Source organism: Streptomyces sp. ATCC 21386, from assembly GCF_018728545.1.
Lineage (GTDB): Bacteria > Actinomycetota > Actinomycetes > Streptomycetales > Streptomycetaceae > Streptomyces.
The window spans coordinates 3,792,975-3,812,073 of sequence record NZ_JAAVVL010000001.1 but is presented as its reverse complement, the minus strand read 5'-3'; the positions used below and the strand labels follow the sequence as shown (position 1 = coordinate 3,812,073).

19 protein-coding genes are annotated in these 19,099 nt (G+C 70.6%); 1 reads left to right on the top strand and 18 read right to left on the bottom strand.

Annotation, left to right across the window (positions count from 1 at the left end; all coding sequences use genetic code 11):
• Positions 1 to 193: 193 nt before the first annotated feature.
• The 12 genes from coaBC to pyrR form a co-directional block, all read right to left on the bottom strand.
• Positions 194 to 1,396 (bottom strand): bifunctional phosphopantothenoylcysteine decarboxylase/phosphopantothenate--cysteine ligase CoaBC, encoded by a 1,203-nt coding sequence (gene coaBC / locus GWK25_RS16685; RefSeq protein ID WP_215450994.1) that lies wholly within the window; start codon positions 1,394 to 1,396, stop codon positions 194 to 196.
• Positions 1,397 to 1,542: 146 nt separating this feature from the next.
• The gene (gene rpoZ, locus GWK25_RS16680) at positions 1,543 to 1,812 is read right to left on the bottom strand and encodes a DNA-directed RNA polymerase subunit omega (RefSeq protein ID WP_005485492.1); all 270 of its coding nucleotides are present in this window, start codon (positions 1,810 to 1,812) and stop codon (positions 1,543 to 1,545) included.
• Between the two features lie 64 nt (positions 1,813 to 1,876).
• The gene (gene gmk, locus GWK25_RS16675) at positions 1,877 to 2,470 is read right to left on the bottom strand and encodes a guanylate kinase (RefSeq protein WP_215450993.1); all 594 of its coding nucleotides are present in this window, start codon (positions 2,468 to 2,470) and stop codon (positions 1,877 to 1,879) included.
• Positions 2,471 to 2,530: 60 nt separating this feature from the next.
• Positions 2,531 to 2,854 (bottom strand): integration host factor, encoded by a 324-nt coding sequence (locus tag GWK25_RS16670; RefSeq protein ID WP_003977346.1) that lies wholly within the window; start codon positions 2,852 to 2,854, stop codon positions 2,531 to 2,533.
• A 254-nt stretch (positions 2,855 to 3,108) separates the two neighbouring features.
• Positions 3,109 to 3,960, bottom strand: a complete 852-nt coding sequence (gene pyrF, locus GWK25_RS16665; RefSeq protein ID WP_215450992.1) for an orotidine-5'-phosphate decarboxylase — start codon at positions 3,958 to 3,960, stop codon at positions 3,109 to 3,111.
• The gene (locus GWK25_RS16660; protein WP_215450991.1) at positions 3,957 to 5,063 is read right to left on the bottom strand and encodes a quinone-dependent dihydroorotate dehydrogenase; all 1,107 of its coding nucleotides are present in this window, start codon (positions 5,061 to 5,063) and stop codon (positions 3,957 to 3,959) included. The genes pyrF and GWK25_RS16660 overlap by 4 nt, the downstream gene beginning before the upstream one ends.
• Before the next feature lie 55 nt (positions 5,064 to 5,118).
• Complete coding sequence (gene carB, locus GWK25_RS16655; RefSeq protein WP_215450990.1) at positions 5,119 to 8,427, bottom strand: carbamoyl-phosphate synthase large subunit; 3,309 nt, start codon at positions 8,425 to 8,427, stop codon at positions 5,119 to 5,121.
• Positions 8,420 to 9,562 carry a glutamine-hydrolyzing carbamoyl-phosphate synthase small subunit gene (gene carA / locus GWK25_RS16650; protein ID WP_215450989.1) on the bottom strand — a complete coding sequence of 381 codons (1,143 nt, stop codon included), beginning with the start codon at positions 9,560 to 9,562 and terminating at the stop codon, positions 8,420 to 8,422. The genes carB and carA overlap by 8 nt, the downstream gene beginning before the upstream one ends.
• Entirely contained in the window at positions 9,559 to 10,125 is a 567-nt protein-coding gene (locus GWK25_RS16645; protein WP_215450988.1) for a hypothetical protein, read from the bottom strand. The genes carA and GWK25_RS16645 overlap by 4 nt, the downstream gene beginning before the upstream one ends.
• Positions 10,122 to 11,408: a dihydroorotase gene (locus tag GWK25_RS16640; protein WP_215450987.1), complete on the bottom strand. Its 1,287-nt coding sequence runs from the start codon at positions 11,406 to 11,408 to the stop codon at positions 10,122 to 10,124. Before GWK25_RS16640 ends, GWK25_RS16645 begins: the two co-directional genes overlap by 4 nt.
• Positions 11,409 to 11,412: 4 nt before the next feature.
• Complete coding sequence (locus GWK25_RS16635; RefSeq protein ID WP_215450986.1) at positions 11,413 to 12,393, bottom strand: aspartate carbamoyltransferase catalytic subunit; 981 nt, start codon at positions 12,391 to 12,393, stop codon at positions 11,413 to 11,415.
• 89 nt (positions 12,394 to 12,482) lie between these two features.
• On the bottom strand, positions 12,483 to 13,079 hold the full coding sequence (gene pyrR / locus GWK25_RS16630; RefSeq protein WP_215450985.1) for a bifunctional pyr operon transcriptional regulator/uracil phosphoribosyltransferase PyrR: 597 nt from the start codon (positions 13,077 to 13,079) through the stop codon (positions 12,483 to 12,485).
• 219 nt (positions 13,080 to 13,298) lie between these two features.
• Here pyrR and bldD point away from each other — a divergent pair, with 219 nt between their 5' ends.
• Positions 13,299 to 13,799: a transcriptional regulator BldD gene (gene bldD / locus GWK25_RS16625; RefSeq protein WP_027751102.1), complete on the top strand. Its 501-nt coding sequence runs from the start codon at positions 13,299 to 13,301 to the stop codon at positions 13,797 to 13,799.
• Positions 13,800 to 14,012: 213 nt separating this feature from the next.
• Here bldD and nusB read toward each other — a convergent pair whose 3' ends face one another.
• The 6 genes from nusB to GWK25_RS16595 all read right to left on the bottom strand — a co-directional run bounded on the left by nusB (position 14,013) and on the right by GWK25_RS16595 (position 19,095).
• Positions 14,013 to 14,447: a transcription antitermination factor NusB gene (nusB, locus tag GWK25_RS16620; protein WP_215450984.1), complete on the bottom strand. Its 435-nt coding sequence runs from the start codon at positions 14,445 to 14,447 to the stop codon at positions 14,013 to 14,015.
• Positions 14,448 to 14,449: 2 nt separating this feature from the next.
• Positions 14,450 to 15,016, bottom strand: a complete 567-nt coding sequence (gene efp / locus GWK25_RS16615; protein ID WP_033532566.1) for an elongation factor P — start codon at positions 15,014 to 15,016, stop codon at positions 14,450 to 14,452.
• Between the two features lie 59 nt (positions 15,017 to 15,075).
• The gene (locus GWK25_RS16610; RefSeq protein ID WP_215450983.1) at positions 15,076 to 16,182 is read right to left on the bottom strand and encodes an aminopeptidase P family protein; all 1,107 of its coding nucleotides are present in this window, start codon (positions 16,180 to 16,182) and stop codon (positions 15,076 to 15,078) included.
• A gap of 172 nt (positions 16,183 to 16,354) precedes the next feature.
• Positions 16,355 to 17,347 carry an AAA family ATPase gene (locus GWK25_RS16605; protein WP_215450982.1) on the bottom strand — a complete coding sequence of 331 codons (993 nt, stop codon included), beginning with the start codon at positions 17,345 to 17,347 and terminating at the stop codon, positions 16,355 to 16,357.
• Between the two features lie 177 nt (positions 17,348 to 17,524).
• Positions 17,525 to 18,616, bottom strand: coding sequence for a 3-dehydroquinate synthase (gene aroB, locus GWK25_RS16600; protein WP_215450981.1), 1,092 nt, complete (start codon positions 18,614 to 18,616; stop codon positions 17,525 to 17,527).
• Entirely contained in the window at positions 18,613 to 19,095 is a 483-nt protein-coding gene (locus GWK25_RS16595; RefSeq protein ID WP_184898716.1) for a shikimate kinase, read from the bottom strand. Before GWK25_RS16595 ends, aroB begins: the two co-directional genes overlap by 4 nt.
• Positions 19,096 to 19,099: the final 4 nt, after the last annotated feature.

The window sequence follows — 19,099 nt, the reverse complement described above, 5'->3', positions numbered from 1 at the left end:
CGGTCGGGGGCTGCGCCCGGCGTCGTCCGAGAACAGTTTATCGGTCGGGCTCGGCCACCGGCCCACCTGTCTCGCCTCTCGGGAGCCCTGTGACCTGCGGCACGTGCATTGTGCCCAATGGCCGCCGCGGTCCGCCAGGGTCGCCACGCCCCAAAGTCAGCGGTTCGGGTGAGGGCTGACGCGAATGCCACCGTCACCCGAGCCTGCTCACCACCAGGTCCCAGACCGTCTCCGCCAGGGCTTCCTTGGGGCCGTACGGGACCGGTGTCTCACTTCCGTCCGCCCCCAGCACCACGGCCTCGTTCTCCTCGGAGCCGAAGGTCTTGCGCTCCCCCACCTCGTTCACCACCAGCAGATCGCACCCCTTGCGGGCCAGTTTGGCGCGGCCGTTGGCGAGGACGTCGTCGGTCTCGGCGGCGAAGCCGACGACCACCTGGCCAGGGCGCGGACGGTCCGCCGAGATCTCCGCGAGAATGTCCGGATTACGCACCAGGACGACGGGCTCGGGCTCCTGGCCGTCCTTCTTCTTGATCTTGCCGCTGGCGTAGGTCTCCGGGCGGAAGTCGGCCACGGCCGCCGCCATCACCACGACGTCCGCGTCCGGCGTCGCCTTGAGCACCGCCTCGCGCAGCTGGACCGCCGTTCCGATCCGGACGACGTCCACACCCGCCGGGTCCGGCAGTCCGGTGTTCCCCTCGATGAGCGTGACCCGGGCGCCGCGCGCCGCGGCCGTACGGGCGAGGGCGTACCCCTGTTTGCCGGAGGAGCGGTTGCCGAGGAAGCGGACGGGGTCGAGGGGCTCCCGGGTGCCGCCGGCGGTCACCACCACGTGCCGGCCGACGAGGTCCGGCTCGGTGACGCCCCGTGCCAGCACCCGGCGGCAGACCTCGAAGATCTCCGCGGGGTCCGGCAGTCGGCCCTTGCCGGTGTCGACGCCGGTCAGTCTGCCCACGGCGGGGTCGATGACGAGGGCGCCGCGGCGGCGGAGCGTCGCCACGTTCTCCTGGGTGGCCGGGTGTTCCCACATCTCGGTGTGCATCGCGGGGGCGAAGACGACCGGACAGCGAGCGGTGAGGAGGGTGTTGGTCAGGAGGTCGTCGGCCAGGCCGTGGGCGGCCTTGGCCAGTATGTCGGCGGTCGCCGGGGCGACGACGACCAGGTCGGCCTCCTGCCCGATGCGCACGTGCGGCACCTCGTGGACGCTCTCCCACACCTCGGTGGAGACGGGGTTGCCGGAGAGCGCGGACCAGGTGGCGGCGCCGACGAAATGCAGTGCGGAGTCGGTGGGCACGACCCTGACGTCATGACCGGATTCGGTCAGCCGGCGCAGCAGCTCGCACGCCTTGTAGGCGGCGATCCCGCCGCTGACCCCCAGAACGACCTTCGGCTTGCCCACCGGGCCTCCCCGCACTCGGATGTGTACGCCTTCTGCGTGACGCCTCAATGACACACCACAGGCCCGACAGTCGCTCCCCCAGCTAACGCTGGGAGGTGCCCCCTGCCGGGCCTGTGGAAAAACCTACTGCGAACTGCCGATATGACTTACGCGGGGCCCTCGACGGCCTCGGACGTCAGCAGACCCGCGTTGATCTCGCGCAGGGCGATCGAGAGCGGCTTCTCGTGGACGTGGGTGTCGACGAGGGGACCGACGTACTCGAGGAGGCCCTCGCCGAGCTGCGAGTAGTACGCGTTGATCTGGCGAGCGCGCTTGGCCGCGTAGATCACGAGGCTGTACTTCGAGTCGGTTGCCTCGAGGAGCTCGTCGATCGGCGGGTTGATGATGCCCTCGGGCGCGGAGATGGAAGAGGACACGCTCTACCTTCCGATGGATGGGAAAAGATCGGTCGTGATCACAGAAAACGGACAGACCCCGTGATCACACAACATCCATCAAGGCTAGCAGCTCGCGAGCCACGTCCTCGACGGAGGTGTTGACCAGGGTCACGTCGAACTCCGGCTCGGCCGCCAGCTCGATCTTGGCCGCCTCCAGGCGGCGTTCGATCACCTCGGGCGGTTCGGTGCCCCGCCCGGTGAGCCGGCGCACCAGCTCCTCCCAGGAGGGAGGCGCCAGGAAGACCAGCTGGGCGTCCGGCATGGTCTCGCGGACCTGCCGCGCACCCTGGAGGTCGATCTCCAGCAGGACCGGCTCGCCCTTCTCCAGGCGTTCGAGCACGGCGGCCCGGGGAGTGCCGTAGCGGTTGCCGGCGAAGTCGGCCCACTCCAGCAGTTCACCGTTGGCGATCAGCTTGTCCATCTCCTCGTCGGTGACGAAGAAGTAGTGGACGCCGTGCTGCTCGCCGGGGCGCGGCTTGCGGGTCGTCGCCGACACCGAGAGCCACACCTCGGGGTGAGCCTTGCGCATATGGGCGACGACCGTGCTCTTGCCGACCCCGGAGGGGCCGGAGAGCACGGTCAGCCGCGGACGTACGTCCGGGGGCTCGGGGGTCGTCCCCCGGAATGTTGCAGCCATGCAGCGATTATTCCAGCAATCCCGGAGTGCCCGGGACTCCCTTCCCGTCAGGGGGCGGGATCAGGAACCGGTGCTGCCGAACTCACGCTCCAGGGAAGCGATCTGGTTGGAACCGAGGCCGCGTACACGACGGCTCTCGGAGATGCCGAGTCGCTCCATGATCTGCTTGGCGCGGACCTTGCCCACGCCCGGCAGGGACTCGAGCAGGGCGGAGACCTTCATCTTGCCGATGACGTCGTTCTCCTGGCCCTGCTTGATGACCTCGTGCAGGGAGGCGCCGGAGTGCTTGAGTCGATTCTTGACCTCGGCCCGCTCCCGGCGAGCCGCGGCGGCCTTTTCGAGCGCGGCTGCGCGCTGTTCAGGGGTAAGGGGCGGAAGAGCCACGCCTACGTCACCTCGGATGTCGAACTGTCGGATACGGACCGGTGAGGAACCTAGTCGCCCCACACCTGGGGTGCCACGAGCAACACGCTCGCCCGTTCACCCTGCTCGGAGACTAGCGGCCAACTCCGCCAGAGTCAGCGAGAACAGCGGAAAAGTCCTGGTCAGCCTCCCTGGAGTCGGGCATAACCGGCATATCGCCCTGGATTTGAGAATGTATTCAGACTCAAGGCGTCCGGTAACCGCCCCTCAAGCACTCATCGGAGGTCTCGGACGGTCTCCGTCGCGGTGCGGATCTCATCCGCGAAACGATCCGAGGCGTCACGCAGCGCGACGATGTCGCGACCGTGACGAAGGACACCCCGACTGACGTTCGGGACCACATGGCCCACGGCGGACCCGAAGACCCCCGGAAGATCGGCCGGCGTGGCCCCCTGCGCCCCGATCCCGGGCGCGAGGAGGGGTCCACCGATGTTCAGGTCGTACTGCGAGAGGTCACCGAGCGTGGCGCCGACGACGGCCCCGAAGGACCCCAGGGGCGCCTCTCCCGCGTTCTCGGCGGCCAGGTGGGCCAGCATGGTCGCGCCGACGTTCCGGCCGTCGGTGCGGACCGCGTGCTGCACCTCGCCGCCCTCCGGGTTGGAGGTCAGCGCCAGCACGAACAGTCCGGCCCCGTTCTCGCGCGCCAGCTCCACGGCGGGCTTCAGCGAGCCGTAGCCCAGGTAGGGCGAGACCGTCAGCGCGTCCGAGAAGAGGGGCGCGTCCTTGCACAGGAAGGTCTCGGCGTACGCGGCCATGGTGGAGCCGATGTCGCCGCGCTTGGCGTCCATGACGACCAGCGCGCCCGCCGCCCGCGCCTCCGCCACCGACTTCTCCAGCACGGCGATGCCGCGCGACCCGAAGCGCTCGAAGAACGCGCTCTGCGGCTTGAGGACGGCGACCCGGTCGGCCAACGCCTCCACGACCGTGCGGCTGAAGTGCTCCAGGCCCGTGACGTCGTCGTTCAGGCCCCAGTCGGCGAGCAGGGAGGCGTGCGGGTCGATACCGACGCAGAGCGGTCCGCGCGCGTCCATGGCTCGGCGCAGCCGTGCGCCGAAGGGCTCGGTCATACCGTCTTCCTCACGTCGGCGCCGACCGCGTCGGCGAGGGTGGCGTACGGGCTCGTGCGCAGCCGCGCGGCGAGCCCCTTGTGGAGGGCGCGGCTCCAGAAGGGCCCCTGGTAGACGAAGGCGCTGTAGCCCTGGATCAGGGTGGCGCCCGCCAGGATGCGCTCCCAGGCGTCCTCGGCGTTCTCGATGCCGCCGACGCCCACCAGGGTGATCCGGTCGCCCACGCGCGCGTAGAGACGGCGCAGGACCGCGAGGGAGCGGGCCTTGACGGGGGCGCCGGAGAGACCGCCCGTCTCCTTCACGAGGGAGGGTGCGGAGGTGAGGCCCAGTCCCTCGCGCGCGATGGTGGTGTTGGTGGCGATGATCCCGTCCAGGCCCAGCTCCACGGTGAGGTCGGCGACGGCGTCGATGTCCTCGTCGGCGAGGTCCGGCGCGATCTTCACAAGGAGCGGGACCCGGCGGGTGCGGACCGTGCGGTCGGCGGCCTCGCGGACGGCGGTCAGCAGGGGCCGCAGCGCCTCGGTGGCCTGGAGGTTGCGCAGGCCGGGCGTGTTGGGCGAGGAGACGTTGACGACGAGATAGTCAGCGTAGGGGGCGAGGCGCTCGGTGGACTTCACGTAGTCCCCGACGGCCTCGTCCTCGGGCACGACCTTGGTCTTGCCGATGTTGACGCCCACGACCGTCCTGAAGACGGGCGTGCGGGAGGCCAGGCGGGCGGCCACGGCGAGCGAGCCCTCGTTGTTGAAGCCCATGCGGTTGATCAGCGCGCGGTCGGCGACCAGGCGGAACAGCCGCTTCTTGGGGTTGCCGGGCTGCCCCTCGCCGGTCACCGTGCCGATCTCGACGTGGTCGAACCCGAGCATCGACATCCCGTCGATCGCGATCGCGTTCTTGTCGAAGCCGGCGGCGAGTCCGAAGGGGCCGTGCATGCGCAGCCCGAAGGCCTCGGTGCGCAGTTCCTCGTAGCGGGGCGCGAGTGCCGCCGCCAGGAAGGTGCGCAGCACGGGGACGCGGGAAGCGAGGCGGATCCAGCGGAAGGCCAGGTGGTGGGCCTCCTCCGGGTCCATCCGGGTGAAGACCAGACGGAAGAAGAGCTTGTACATGGTGGTGTCCTCACGACGAGGGGGACACCGTTTCCGGTGTCCCCCTCGTCGGCTGCTAGTCGCGGGCCGCGGTCAGGTGTTCGGCGTGTTCCTGGAGCGAGCGCACGCCCACACCGCCGTGGTTGAGCGCGTCGATGCCCTGGACGGCTGCCGCGAGGGCCTGCACGGTCGTCAGGCACGGCACGGAGCGGGCCACGGCGGCCGTACGGATGTCGTAGCCGTCGAGGCGGCCGCCGGTGCCGTACGGGGTGTTGACGATGAGGTCGACCTCGCCGTCGTGGATGAGCTGGACGATCGTCTTCTCGCCGTTCGGGCCGGTGCCCTCGGACTGCTTGCGGACGACGGTGGCGTTGATGCCGTTGCGCTTGAGGACCTCGGCCGTGCCGGACGTGGCCAGCAGCTCGAAGCCGTGCGCGACCAGCTCACGCGCCGGGAAGATCATCGACCGCTTGTCGCGGTTGGCGACCGAGATGAACGCGCGGCCCTTGGTGGGCAGCGGCCCGTACGCGCCCGCCTGCGACTTGGCGTATGCCGTGCCGAAGACCGAGTCGATGCCCATGACCTCGCCGGTGGAGCGCATCTCCGGGCCGAGGATGGTGTCGACGCCGCGTCCGTGGATGTCGCGGAAGCGCGACCACGGCATGACGGCCTCCTTGACGGAGATCGGCGCGTCGAGCGGCAGCTCACCGCCGTCGCCGTTCCTCGGCAGCAGCCCCTCCTCGCGCAGCTCGGCGATGGTCGCGCCGAGCGAGATCCGGGCGGCGGCCTTGGCCAGCGGCACCGCCGTCGCCTTCGAGGTGAAGGGGACGGTGCGGGAGGCGCGCGGGTTGGCCTCCAGGACGTAGAGGATGTCGCCGGCCATCGCGAACTGGATGTTGATCAGTCCGCGCACGCCGACGCCCTTGGCGATGGCCTCGGTGGAGGCGCGCAGGCGCTTGATGTCGAAGCCGCCGAGGGTGATCGGGGGCAGGGCGCACGCCGAGTCGCCGGAGTGGATGCCCGCTTCCTCGATGTGCTCCATCACGCCGCCGAGGTAGAGCTCGTGGCCGTCGTACAGGGCGTCCACGTCGATCTCGATGGCGTCGTCGAGGAAGCGGTCGACGAGGACCGGCCGGGAGGGGCTGATCTCGGTCGACTCGGCGATGTACGCCTCCAGGCGGGCCTCGTCGTAGACGATCTCCATGCCGCGTCCGCCGAGCACGTAGGACGGGCGGACGAGGACCGGGTAGCCGATCTCGTCTGCGATGGCCTTGGCGCCCTCGAAAGTGGTCGCGGTGCCGTGCTTGGGCGCGGGGAGGCCGGCCTCGGCGAGGACGCGGCCGAAGGCGCCGCGGTCCTCGGCGGCGTGGATGGCCTCCGGGGAGGTGCCGACCACCGGCACGCCGTTGTCCTTGAGCGCCTGCGACAGGCCCAGCGGGGTCTGGCCGCCGAGCTGGACGACGACGCCCGCGATCGGGCCGGCCTGCGACTCGGCGTGCACGATCTCCAGCACGTCTTCCAGCGTCAGCGGCTCGAAGTACAGGCGGTCGGAGGTGTCGTAGTCCGTGGAGACGGTCTCCGGGTTGCAGTTGACCATCACGGTCTCGTAGCCCGCGTCGTGCAGCGCGAAGGAGGCGTGCACGCAGGAGTAGTCGAACTCGATGCCCTGGCCGATGCGGTTCGGGCCGGAGCCGAGGATGATCACGGCCGGCTTCTCGCGCGGGGCGACCTCCGACTCCTCGTCGTAGGAGGAGTAGAAGTACGGCGTCCTGGCGGCGAACTCGGCGGCGCAGGTGTCGACCGTCTTGTACACCGGGCGTACGCCCAGGGCGTGCCGGACCTCGCGCACGACGTCCTCGCGCAGCCCGCGGATCTCGGCGATCTGCTGGTCGGAGAAGCCGTGCCGCTTGGCCTCGGCGAGCAGCTCGGGGTCGAGCTTGTCGGCCTCGGCCAGTTCGTCGGCGATCTCCTTGATCAGGAAGAGCTGGTCGACGAACCACGGGTCGATCTTGGTGAACTCGAAGACCTCCTCGGGCGTGGCGCCCGCCCGGATGGCCTGCATGACGGTGTTGATCCGGCCGTCGGTGGGCCGGACGGCCTCTTCCAGGAGGCGGGCCTTGTCGCCGGGCTCACCGACGAAGGTGAACTGGCTGCCCTTCTTCTCCAGCGACCGCAGCGCCTTCTGGAGCGCCTCGGTGAAGTTGCGGCCGATCGCCATGGCCTCGCCGACCGACTTCATGGTGGTGGTCAGCGAGGAGTCGGCGGACGGGAACTTCTCGAAGGCGAACCGCGGGGCCTTGACGACGACGTAGTCGAGCGTCGGCTCGAAGGAGGCCGGGGTCTGCTCGGTGATGTCGTTCGGGATCTCGTCGAGCGTGTAGCCGACGGCGAGCTTCGCGGCGATCTTCGCGATGGGGAAGCCGGTCGCCTTGGAGGCCAGCGCTGAGGACCGCGAGACGCGGGGGTTCATCTCGATGACGATGACCCGGCCGTCCTCGGGATTGACCGCGAACTGGATGTTGCAGCCGCCGGTGTCGACGCCGACCTCGCGGATGACGGCGATGCCGATGTCCCGCAGGATCTGGTACTCGCGGTCGGTGAGCGTCATCGCGGGCGCGACGGTGATCGAGTCGCCGGTGTGGACGCCCATGGGGTCGAAGTTCTCGATGGAGCAGACGACCACGACGTTGTCGTGCTTGTCGCGCATCAGCTCCAGCTCGTACTCCTTCCAGCCGAGGATGGACTCCTCCAGGAGCACCTCGGTGGTCGGGGAGAGGGTCAGGCCCTGGCCGGCGATGCGGCGCAGCTCGTCCTCGTCGTGCGCGAAACCGGAGCCGGCGCCGCCCATGGTGAAGGAGGGGCGGACGACGACGGGGTAGCCGCCGAGCGTCTCGACGCCGCCGAGGACGTCGTCCATGGAGTGGCAGATGACCGAGCGGGCGGACTCACCGTGCCCGATCTTGGCGCGGACGGCCTCGACGACCTCCTTGAAGAGGTCGCGGTCCTCGCCCTTGTTGATGGCCTCGACGTTGGCGCCGATCAGCTCGACGCCGTACTTCTCCAGCGTCCCGGCCTCGTGCAGCGAGATGGCCGTGTTGAGGGCCGTCTGACCGCCGAGGGTGGGCAGGAGGGCGTCCGGGCGCTCCTTGGCGATGATCTTCTCGACGAACTCGGGGGTGATCGGCTCGACGTAGGTGGCGTCGGCGATCTCCGGGTCGGTCATGATCGTCGCCGGGTTGGAGTTGACCAGGATGACGCGCAGGCCCTCGGCCTTGAGCACGCGGCACGCCTGGGTGCCGGAGTAGTCGAACTCGGCGGCCTGGCCGATGACGATCGGGCCGGAGCCGATGACCAGGACGGACTGGATATCGGTGCGCTTAGGCACGCTGGCCCTCCATCAGGGATACGAAGCGGTCGAACAGGTAGGCGGCGTCGTGCGGGCCCGCTGCCGCTTCGGGGTGGTACTGGACGCTGAAGGCCGGCCGGTCGAGGAGCTGGAGCCCCTCCACCACGTTGTCGTTGAGGCAGACGTGGGAGACCTCGGCGCGGCCGTAGGGGGTGTCGGAGACCTGGTCGAGCGGGGCGTCGACGGCGAAGCCGTGGTTGTGCGCGGTGACCTCGACCTTGCCGGTCGTACGGTCCTGCACCGGCTGGTTGATGCCCCGGTGGCCGTACTTCAGCTTGTAGGTGCCGAAGCCGAGCGCGCGGCCCAGGATCTGGTTGCCGAAGCAGATGCCGAAGAGCGGGGTGCCGCGCTCCAGGACCGCCTGCATGACGGAGACCGGGTGGTCAGCGGTGGCCGGGTCGCCGGGGCCGTTGGAGAAGAAGACGCCGTCGGGGTTCACGGCGTAGACGTCCTCGGCGGTCGCCGTGGCGGGCAGGACGTGCACCTCGATGCCGCGTTCGGCCATGCGGTGCGGGGTCATGCCCTTGATGCCGAGGTCGACGGCGGCGACGGTGAACTTCTTGGTGCCGATCGCGGGGACGACGTACGTCTCCTTGGTGGCGACCTCGGCGGAGAGGTTCGCGCCCTTCATCTCGGGGGCCTCGCGGACCTCCGTGAGCATGACGCCCTCGTCGGGCAGCGCGTTGCCGGAGAAGATGCCGACGCGCATGGCGCCGCGCTCACGGAGGTGGCGGGTGAGGGCGCGGGTGTCGATGCCGGAGATCCCGACTACGCCCTGGGCGCGCAGCTCGTCGTCCAGGGAGCGCCGGGAGCGCCAGTTGGAGGGCACGCGCGCGGGGTCGCGGACGACGTATCCGGAGACCCAGATCTTCTTGGACTCGGGGTCCTCGTCGTTGACACCGGTGTTGCCGACGTGCGGGGCGGTCATGACGACGACCTGGCGGTGGTACGACGGGTCGGTGAGGGTCTCCTGGTAGCCGGTCATACCGGTGGAGAACACGGCCTCGCCGAAGGTCACCCCCACGGCCCCGTAGGCACGGCCGCGGAAGATCCGGCCGTCCTCCAGGACGAGTACGGCGGGAACCCTGGTGGCTCCCCGGGTGGAGGTCGTCATCGTGCGCCTTCCGTTTCCGTCGTGTTGATCATCTGGTTCAGGGTCTCGACCCACTCGTTGTGCTCGGCCGCGCGGTCCGAGCGGAACCCGGAGTCGAGCAGCTTGCCGCCGTGCTCCCAGGTGACGACCAGCAGGCCGCCCTCGGTGAGGACCTTGCCGGCGATGCCCTTGTCGAGCCGGGCCTCGCGCAGCGCCGCGACCGGGACGAAGAAGTCCGTCGCCCCCGGGCGTACGACGTCCAGGCCCACGTCCGTCAGTGTCAGCTCGACCCGGCTGCGGGTGCCCAGGCCGTGCGCCACGATGCGGTCGAGCCACTGCCCGGCGGTGGTGGAGCCGTGGTAGCGGCCGCTCATCGTCAGTCTGGCCTCACCGGGCTCCTCCGGCGAGGTGGGCAGCTCCGGCAGATCGCTCTGGAGCGTGCCGCGCCACTTCCAGCCCTCGCGCATCAGCCAGTAGACGAGGGCGACGAAGAGGGCGAGTCCGACGACCCAGCCGATGCGCGCGGCCCAGTCGGTGACCTCGGCCGATTCCTTCTCGGCGGCCAGCAGAATTACAGGTGTCACGTGAGCTTCCCGTCGACGAGCGTGGCCTTGCCCCGCAGCCACGTGTGCGTGACACGGCCCGGCAGCTCGCGGCCCTCGTAGGGGGTGTTGCGGCTGCGCGAGGCGAAGCCCGCGGGATCCACCGACCCACGGTATGCCGTGTCGACGAGCGTGAGGTTGGCGGGCTCACCTGCCGAGACGGGACGTCCGTGACCGGCCGCCCGGCCGATCTTCGCGGGCTTGAACGACATACGGTCCGCGACGCCGGCCCAGTCGAGCAGTCCGGTGGTGACCATCGTCTCCTGGACCACCGACAGCGCGGTCTCCAGGCCGACCATGCCCATGGCCGCCGCGGCCCACTCGCAGTCCTTGTCCTCGTGCGGGTGCGGGGCGTGGTCGGTGGCGACGATGTCGATCGTGCCGTCGGCGAGCGCCTCGCGCAGCGCCAGCACGTCGCGCTCCGTGCGCAGCGGCGGGTTCACCTTGTACACCGGGTTGTACGACCGCACCAGCTCGTCGGTGAGGAGGAGGTGGTGGGGGGTGACCTCGGCGGTGACGTCGATGCCGCGGGACTTGGCCCAGCGGACGATCTCGACGGACCCGGCGGTCGAGAGGTGGCAGATGTGGACGCGGGAGCCGACGTGCTCGGCGAGCAGGACGTCCCGGGCGATGATCGACTCCTCGGCCACCGCGGGCCAGCCGCCGAGGCCCAGCTCGGCGGAGACGATCCCCTCGTTCATCTGGGCGCCCTCGGTCAGCCGGGGCTCCTGCGCGTGCTGGGCGACGACGCCGCCGAAGGCCTTCACGTACTCCAGGGCCCGGCGCATGATCACCGCGTCGTCGACGCACTTGCCGTCGTCCGAGAAGACGGTGACACCGGCGGCCGACTCGTGCATCGCGCCCAGCTCGGCGAGCTTCTTGCCCTCCAGGCCGACGGTGACGGCGCCGATGGGCTGCACGTCGCAGTAGCCGTGCTCCTGGCCGAGCCGGTAGACCTGCTCGACCACACCGGCGGTGTCGGCGACGGGGAAGGTGTTGGCCATGGCGAACACGGCCGTGTAGCCGCCGGAGGCCGCGGCGCGCGTGCCGGTGAGCACGGTCTCGGAGTCCTCGCGGCCGGGCTCGCGCAGATGGGTGTGCAGGTCGACGAGGCCCGGCAGCAGCACCTTGCCCTCGGCCTCGACGACCACCGCGCCCTCGTCCGACAGCCCGGTGCCCACCTCGGCGATGACCTCGCCGTCGATCAGGACGTCCTGCGGCTCGCCGCCCAGCACCTTCGCACCACGGATCAGGATCTTGCTCATGGACTTACTTCTCCTCGGTGGTGCGGGTGTGGGTCACGGCGGGTTCATTGCCGCCGAGCAGCAGGTAGAGCACGGCCATCCGGATGGAGACGCCGTTGGCGACCTGCTCGACGACGGTGCAGCGGTCGGAGTCGGCGACCTCGGCGGTGATCTCCATGCCCCGGACCATCGGGCCCGGGTGCATCACGATGGCGTGCTCGGGCATGCGGGCCATGCGGTCGCCGTCGAGGCCGTAGCGCCGCGAGTACTCGCGCTCGGTCGGGAAGAACGCGGCGTTCATCCGCTCCCGCTGCACCCGCAGCATCATCACGGCGTCGGACTTGGCGAGCGTGCTGTCGAGGTCGTAACTGACGGCGCAGGGCCAGGTCTCGACGCCGACCGGGACCAGGGTGGGCGGGGCGACGAGGGTGACCTCGGCGCCGAGGGTGTGCAGCAGGTCCACGTTGGAGCGGGCGACCCGGCTGTGCAGGACGTCGCCTACGAGCGTGATCCGCTTCCCGGACAGGTCCTGGCCGAGCCCGGCGTCCCGGCCGACCAGGCGGCGGCGCATGGTGAAGGCGTCGAGCAGGGCCTGGGTGGGGTGCTGGTGGGTGCCGTCGCCGGCGTTGATCACGGCGGCGTCGATCCAGCCGGAGGTCGCCAGCCGGTACGGGGCCCCCGAGGCGCCGTGCCGGATCACGACGGCGTCCACGCCCATGGCCTCCAGCGTCTGGGCGGTGTCCTTCAGGGACTCGCCCTTGGAGACGCTCGATCCCTTGGCGGTGAAGTTGATGACGTCCGCCGAGAGGCGCTTCTCGGCGGCCTCGAAGGAGATCCGGGTGCGGGTGGAGTCCTCGAAGAAGAGGTTGACGATCGTCCGGCCGCGCAGGGTCGGCAGTTTCTTGATCGGCCGGTCGGCGACCCGGGCCATCTCCTCGGCGGTGTCGAGGATCAGGACGGCGTCGTCACGGGTGAGGTCGGCGGCCGAGATGAGATGACGCTGCATCTTTCAGGCTCCGTAAGGCAGTTCGGGAGATTACGGGCAGTCAGGGGCATCGCGAAGGAACGTACGGCGCGGAGCCGCACGCGCGCGTGCTACTGCTGGGCGGTCCGCTTCGCACCGAGCAGGACGGTGTCCCGACCGTCTTCCTCGGCGAGCTGGACCTTGACCGTCTCCCGCAGCGACGTGGGGAGGTTCTTACCGACGTAGTCGGCGCGGATGGGCAGTTCGCGGTGGCCCCGGTCGACGAGGACCGCGAGCTGGACGGCGCGCGGGCGGCCGATGTCGTTCAGCGCGTCGAGCGCCGCGCGGATCGTGCGGCCGGAGAAGAGCACGTCGTCGACGAGGACGACCAGGCGGCCGTCGATGCCGTCACCGGGGATCTCGGTGCGGGCCAGCGCACGCGGCGGGTGCATGCGCAGGTCGTCGCGGTACATGGTGATGTCGAGCGAGCCGACCGGGATCTTGCGGTCGGTGATCTCCGCGAGCTTGGCGGCGAGCCGCTGCGCGAGGAAGACGCCCCGGGTCGGGATGCCGAGGAGCACCACGTCGTCGGCGCCCTTGGCGCGTTCGACGATCTCGTGGGCGATGCGGGTCAGTACGCGCGCGATGTCGGGGCCTTCGAGAACGGGCCGCGCATCGGACGACGGCGCGTCCTGGGGCAGATTCGCTTGCGGGTCGTGCGTGTCCATACGAAACGGACCTCCTTCTCCGCCTCACGGGACGGACCTTAAAGGACGTCGGATTTGCGCCGTCAACGTTAGCAGGCTCCCGCAACGCCCCTGATCACCCCCCTGGCCCAAGGGAACGCGGTTGCCACGGAAGAGTCGGTCCGGACCGTTCGGCTTGACGGGGCAGAGTCACGCTGCGTAACCTCACAGTGAGTCACCAGCCTTCGTCCGGGGAGCTATATGTCCAGCGAATACGCCAAACAGCTCGGGGCCAAGCTCCGGGCCATCCGCACCCAGCAGGGCCTATCCCTCCACGGTGTCGAGGAGAAGTCCCAGGGACGCTGGAAGGCGGTCGTGGTCGGTTCGTACGAGCGCGGCGACCGCGCCGTCACCGTGCAGCGCCTGGCGGAGCTGGCGGACTTCTACGGGGTTCCCGTGCAGGAGCTGCTTCCTGGGACGACCCCTGGTGGCGCCGCCGAGCCGCCGCCGAAGCTCGTCCTGGACCTGGAGCGCCTGGCGCACGTGCCGGCCGAGAAGGCGGGCCCGCTCCAGCGTTACGCGGCGACGATCCAGTCCCAGCGCGGTGACTACAACGGCAAGGTGCTCTCGATCCGCCAGGACGACCTGCGCACACTCGCCGTCATCTACGACCAGTCCCCCTCGGTCCTCACCGAGCAGCTGATCAGCTGGGGCGTCCTGGACGCGGACGCACGCCGCGCCGTCTCCCACGAGGACGCCTGACCCTCCGGGCGGAGCCCAGCAGAAACGTGCCGCCGGGGTGGCCCGAACCAGTTGGTTCGGGCCACCCCGGCGGCTTTGTGTGTGGCGTACGGCGCGTGGTCACAGAGGAGCGGCACAGCGCCCAAGGGGTGCGGGGAACTGCGCGACCAGCCACGGATCACCCGCGGCCGGCTTCGCACAGCACCCCGACGGCGCTCTCCGTCCGGCCGTCCGCTACTCGGCTTCCCGGCGGAGCGAAGGCTTGAGGTCCTTCAACCGGCCGAGCAGCCCGTTCACGAACGACGGTGAGTCGTCCGTGGAGAACTCCTTCGCCAGCTGCACCATCTCGTCCAGCACCACCGCGTCCGGAGTGGCGTCCACCCAGATCAGCTCGTACGCGCCGAGCCGCAGGATGTTGCGGTCCACCACCGGCATCCGGTCGAGCGTCCACCCCACCGAGTACTGCGCGATCAACTCGTCGATCCGCTTGGCGCGCTCGGCGTACCCCTCGACCAGCTCCATGGTGTACTCGCTGACCGGCGGCTGACGGGTGTCGCTGTGGGCGTGCCGGATCCAGTCCGCGAGGACGGTCAGGACGTCGACCCCGCGCTGGTCGCCCTCGAAGAGGATCTGGAAGGCGCGCTTGCGGGCCGTGTTACGGGCAGCCACGGTTAGCTGTTCACCCGGCCGAGGTAGTCGCTCGTGCGGGTGTCGACCTTGATCTTCTCACCGGTGGTGATGAAGAGCGGCACCTGGATCTGGTGGCCGGTCTCCAGGGTGGCGGGCTTGGTGCCACCGGTGGAGCGGTCGCCCTGGACGCCCGGCTCGGTCTCCTGGATGACGAGCTCGACGGCGGCCGGCAGCTCCACGAAGAGCACCTCGCCCTCGTGCTGCGCGACGGTGGCGGTGAAGCCCTCGATCAGGAAGTTGGCGGCGTCGCCGACGGCCTTGCGGTCGACCATGAGCTGGTCGTAGGTCTCCATGTCCATGAAGACGAAGTACTCGCCGTCCATGTAGGAGAACTGCATGTCGCGCTTGTCGACAGTGGCCGTCTCGACCTTGACGCCGGCGTTGAACGTCTTGTCGACGACCTTGCCGGAGAGCACGTTCTTGAGCTTGGTGCGCACGAAGGCCGGGCCCTTGCCGGGCTTGACGTGCTGGAACTCGACGACGGACCAGAGCTGGCCGCCTTCGAGCTTGAGCACCAGGCCGTTCTTGAGGTCGTTCGTGGAAGCCACGGTTGCGGAATCTCCTGGACTGACGTGGACGACCCCGGGCCACGCGCCCAGCCGATGAGCTAGAGCGCGAGCAGCTCCTTGGTCGTGATGGTGAGTAGCTCGGGTCCGCCGTCCGCCTCGGGGCGTACGACGAGCGTGTCATCGATCCGGACGCCGCCCCTGCCCGGGAGGTGGACCCCCGGTTCGACGGTGACCGGCACGCAAGCGTCCAGTTTACCCATGGCCGCAGGGGCCAACTGCGGGTCCTCGTCGATTTCGAGTCCGACCCCGTGCCCCATCAGCGGCGGGAGGCGCTCACCGTGCCCCGCCGAGTCCAGGACCTGGCGGGCCGCCCGGTCCACGGCACGGTAGGCCGCACCGGGTGCGAGCGCCTCCCGTCCGGCCCTCTGGGCTGCGAAGACCAGGTCGTACAGCTCGATCTGCCAGTCCGCGGGCGAGGTGCCGATCACGAACGTACGGCCGATCTCACAGCGGTAGCCGCGGTAGGTCGCGCCGAGGCAGACGGAGAGGAAGTCGCCCTCCTCGACCCGTCGATCGGTGGGGACGTGACCGGGACGGCCGGAGTTCGGGCCGGTGGCGACGGAGGTCCGGAAGGCGGGGCCGTCGGCGCCGTGGTCGACGAGGCGGCGCTCCAGTTCCAGGGCGAGATGGCGCTCGGTGCGGCCGACGAGGATCGATTCGAGGAGTTCGCCCAGGGCCTGGTCGGCGATCTCCGCGCCGATCCGCAGGCAGGAGACCTCCTCCTCGTCCTTGATCACTCTCAGCTGCTCGACCGCGCCGCCGAGATCGGCCAGCCGCAGCCGGGGTGCGACCGAGCGGATCGCCCGGTGGCGGGCCACGGTGAGGTGGTGTTCCTCCACGGCCAGCGACTCGACGTCGAGCGCCGTGACCAGGTCGGCGGCGGCGACCGCCGGGTCGCCACCGGGGCTCGGCAGCACCTGGACGCGTACGGCCTCGTCGGGCCGGCCCTCGCCGATCTCTCCTCGCGGGGGTGCGCCGCAGACCAGGACGTCCTCGCCCCCGCCCAGCAGGAGGACGGCACCCGCGGGTGCCGCGCCCGCCAGATACCGGATGTTGGCGGGGCGCGTGACGAGTGCGGTGGCGCTGCCGCTGGAGTGGCAGCGTTCCCTGAGCCGGGCGCGGCGGGCCTCGTACACCTCTGACATGTGCCGAGCGTATGAGCTTCGGCGGAGAGCCGCCGGTCGAGCGGGGCCAGCTGGGGGGCGATCTGCGGGGACCCGGGGGTGTGGCGGGGCTCGTGTGCCGAGTGCGGGCCGGTGGGGGTTGTTCGCGCAGTTCCCCGCGCCCCTTTCGGGGCGCGGCTTCAGAGGGACGTGGTCACCACTTCGGAGGGCTGGCGATCGACCTCGCCAGAACCTCGTCCAGGACCCTCGCCGTGGCCGGGACATCCAGCTGGGAGTTGTCGATGATCGGGAGGCCCGAGCCGTACCAGCCCGCCATCCGGCCGTGGATGCGGGCCACCTCTTCGTCGGTGAGACGGCGGTTGCCCGAGCGCTCGGCGTTGCGTTCGAGGACAATCTCCAGGCCCGGGAGGAGGACGACCGGGAGCAGGCCGGGGCCGACGTGCCTCTTCCAGCCGCCGAGGCCGACGACCGGGCGGTCGGGGAAGACGGCGTCGTCGAGGATGCAGGAGATGCCGTTGGCCAGGAAGTTCCTGGCGGAGAAGCCGCAGGTGCGGCGGGCGAGACGATACTGCGCCTCGGAGTTGTCGTTCCACCCGGACTGCGGGTCCGCGAAGCCCGAGCGCACCCACTCGCGCACGTCGTCCAGGCTGATGTGCGCGGTGGGCACCCGGCGGTGGTCCGCCCAGTACTTGGCGACGCTGGTCTTGCCCGCCCCCGCGGGCCCGATGAGCAGGACGGCGAGTGTGGTGGTCGTGACGTCGGGGGCGCCGGTGGCGGGCGGCGGCATGGTGACGGGGCCGCCCGGCGGCAGTTGCACGTGTCCGGTGGTGTCCCTCGGTATCGCCGTCTGCTGGGGGGCGGCGGAGTGCGGGTGCCCGGGGCTGCCGGCGAAGCCCGGCGCGGGGGGCACCGAGCCGGGAGGGGCGGGCGGGGGTGCCGAGACGGGGGGCGCGGCCGGGCTGGGCGGAGCCGTCGGTGCGTGCGGGGGCGGCGGTACGGCGCCGGGGTGCGTGCCCGGGGGAACGGGGTGGCCCGCGCCGGGCTGCCCCGGCGGGTTCGCGCCCGGCGCTGCGGGGTGCGGGGATGCCGGGTGTCCCTGGTGGTTCGCGGTCGGCGACCACGGGGCCGCCGGGTCCTGCCCCGGCCGATGGGGCGGCGGCAGCGGAGCTCCCACTGCGTGCTGCATCCGGTGCCACTCCGTCTCGTACAGTCACATCGACACTGGCGAGCGGGGTCTCGCGACCCCGCCCTCACCGAACGGTACCGTCCCCGGCCGTCGTTTGGTGAACGGCCGGGGGCAGCCCGAAGTGCCCAAGTGGCCATGGACACAAGGCGAATCGGGCAAGTGGTGCCCGAGCGGGCGTTACTGGCCCACTTCGCCGTAGGCGGCGAGCAGGATCGCCGGGTCGGGCCCCTCCAGGACGGTGGGCTTGGCCAGGCCGTCCAGGACGATGAAGCGCAGCAGGTCGCCCCGGGACTTCTTGTCGACCTTCATCGTCTCCAGCAGCCTCGGCCACTGGTCGTAGCGGTAGGTCAGCGGCAGCCCGACGGACTCCAGGACCGTGCGGTGCCGGTCGGCGGTGGCGTCGTCCAACCGGCCGGCCAGACGGCCCAGTTCGGCGGCGAAGTGCATACCGACGGACACGGCCGCGCCGTGCCGCCACTGGTAGCGCTCGTTCTTCTCGATCGCGTGGGCCAGGGTGTGCCCGTAGTTGAGGATCTCGCGGCGCCCGGACTCCTTGAGGTCGCCGGAGACGACCTCGGCCTTGACCCGGATCGACCGCTCGATCAGCTCCGAGGTGTGCGGCCCGGCGGGGGTACGGGCGGCCTGCGAGTCGGACTCGATCAGGTCCAGGATCACCGGGTCGGCGATGAAGCCGGCCTTGATGATCTCGGCCAGGCCCGAGACGTAGTCGTTGACCGGCAGGGAGTCCAGCGCGGCCAGGTCGCACAGCACCCCGGCCGGCGGGTGGAACGCGCCCACCAGGTTCTTGCCCTCGGCCGTGTTGATACCGGTCTTGCCGCCGACGGCGGCGTCCACCATGGCGAGGACGGTGGTGGGGATGGCGATCCAGCGGACCCCGCGCAGCCAGGTGGCCGCCACGAAGCCGGCCAGGTCCGTGGTGGCGCCGCCGCCGACACCGACGATGACGTCGGTGCGGGTGAACCCGGACTGGCCGAGCGCCTTCCAGCAGTACGCGGCGACCTCGGCGGTCTTGGCCTCCTCCGCGTTCGGCACCTGGATCGCGACGGTCTCGAAGCCCTGCTCCGCCAGATCCGCGCGCAGCGCCTCCCCGGTGTCCGCCAGCGCCTCGGGGTGGATCACGGCGACCCGCTTGGCCCGGTTGCCGATCAGCCCACCGAGTTCGCCGAGGAGTTGACGCCCCACCAGGACCTCGTACGGCTCGGTGCCCGCCGTACCGCCGACCTGGATACGGGTCACTGTCTCGCTCATGCTTCCTTCAACTCCAGTGCGTCCAGGACCGCCCGGGTGACTTCCTCGGGCGTGCGGCCGTCGGTGGCGACGACGGCCGTGGCGACCTCCTCGTAGAGGTTGCGCCGGGCCTCCATCAACTCCCGCCACTGCTTGCGGGGGTTGACGGCCAGGAGGGGGCGTGCGGCGTTGAGGCCGGTGCGCTTGACGGCCTCCTCGACGTCCATCGAGAGGTACACGACCCGCTGTCCCACGAGCAGGGCCCGGGTGTCGGCGTCGAGGATCGCGCCGCCGCCGAGGGCGAGGACGCCGTCGTGGCCCGCGAGCGCCGTGTGCACGGCCCGCTTCTCGATGGCGCGGAAGGCGGGCTCGCCCTCGTCGACGAAGATCTCCGCGATCTCGCGGCCCTGCTCGGCCACGATGTCGTCGTCGGTGTCGCGGTAGGCGACGCCCAGCCGCTCGGCGAGCTGCTGTCCGACGGTGGACTTGCCCACCCCCATGGGG